1 protein-coding gene and 1 CRISPR repeat array are annotated in these 1,694 nt (G+C 68.4%); the gene reads right to left on the reverse strand.

Annotation, left to right across the window (positions count from 1 at the left end):
• Positions 1 to 99 precede the first annotated feature (99 nt).
• Positions 100 to 915: direct repeats of the CRISPR family, unit length 23 nt; unit sequence ACCCCCGCGTCGGCGGGGAGCAC.
• A gap of 428 nt (positions 916 to 1,343) precedes the next feature.
• A partial coding sequence (locus ACZ6KF_RS34010) for an RHS repeat-associated core domain-containing protein (RefSeq protein ID WP_469242032.1) occupies positions 1,344 to 1,694 on the reverse strand: 351 nt, incomplete at its 5' end.

The following is a 1,694-nucleotide window of genomic DNA, read 5'->3' on the forward strand; positions in this document are numbered from 1 at the left end:
GATACGAGCCGACCTCCACCTCGGACTGCTCCAACTCGCCTGCAGCATCATCTGCTTGAGACGACTCCGAACCTCATTCTGAAATGATCAGTAAGGAACACCCCCGCGTCGGCGGGGAGGACTACAGGGCCGCTCGCGCTGAGCGCGGTCGGGATCGGAACACCCCCGCGTCGGCGGGGAGCACGGCAGTAGGCGGGGGTCGGCGTAGGTGACCTGCGGATCACCCCCGCGTCGGCGGGGAGCACTACTGCGGGTCCACGTACCAGGACTTCGTGTCCGGAACACCCCCGCGTCGGCGGGAAGCACGTCTGTCCCGAGACCGGCCCGGTCGGCATTGACGGAACGCCCCTGCGTCGGCGGGGAGCACGCCGAGGCCGGATAGCTGGTCAGCCGTGCGGGAGGAACACCCCCGCGTCGGCGGGGAGCACGGGGGCTTTGTGCTGCCCGGCCTCTCTCCGGCCGGAACACCCCCGCGTCGGCGGGGAGCACGGCGGGGGAGTGCGCTACGCCCGGGGTCTGGGCGGAACACCCCCGCGTCGGCGGGGAGCACCCGCGCCGCCTGTATCGGATGCGCCATCTCTACGGAACACCCCCGCGTCGGCGGGGAGCACCCGCGCCGCCTGTATCGGATGCGCCATCTCTACGGAACACCCCCGCGTCGGCGGGGAGCACTGGCGTCCACGCTGGCCGAGGCAGAGACCATGCGGAAGACCCCCGCGTCGGCGGGGAGCACAGCCGCCCCAGCTGCTTCGGGAACCCCTTCACCGGAACACCCCGCGTCGGCGGGGAGCACGCGTCGATGACCTGCGCGCCGGTGAGGCGCTTCGGAACACCCCCGCGTCGGCGGGGAGCACCAGCTCACGCTGGTCTATGTGGCGCGCTTTCCCGGAACGCCCCCGCGTCGGCGGGGAGCACACCGGCCCGTCCATCCCCGGAATCGGGGTCGGCGAAACACCCCCGCGTCGGCGGGAGCACGAGGACGCCTCCCGCGCCACCCAGTAGCACGACTGCGGCCGGCCGCGTGGAAGGCAGTGACACACTCCGGTTTTAGCGGCTTCCTTTGCGTATGGCGAACGCGGCCATGACGGCCAAGATCAGCCCGCCCGCAATAGCCACGGCACCGAAGACAATGGGCGGCTTGTCACCAGTTGCAGCACCAGCAATACATCCGCAGACGCCAGCTAGTATCGCAATAACCGAGAAGATCAGCGTATTCCGAATCGCTTCCTTCACATGAGTCCCTTCGTCGCCCGTCTTGCGGCTTTTTCAATGTCGGTGTCTGTGCATGCTGAAACGTCTGGGCCGAGGGAGCCCCGGCCCAGACGGTGAGTCACGCCAGGGTGTTACTGGTATGTGAGGATGTCAGTGTTGTAATAGCCGGCCACCGCTCCCACCGCGCAGCTTGTCGCTATGGCAACTCCAGCGCCTACGGCGCTGCCCACGCCAGCGCCGACTACGCCGCCGACGGCTGAGGCATAGGTAATGGTTCCGGTGCTTGCTGCTGCCTCGATGCCGGCGACACACCCGACTGCGGCGCCCACCCAGTCGTTGGATTTGTCCAGCCAGTCGGCTACATCGCCGAAGCTGAGCAGACCGTCGGGGTCGATGCGGTTGACGGGGTCGCCTTCGGCGTAGAAGTAGGGGTTCTTCTCCTGGCCGGAGGGGTCGGGCTGGGTGAAGCGGCCGATGTTGGC

This window comes from Streptomyces sp. NPDC046379 (genome assembly GCF_055587785.1).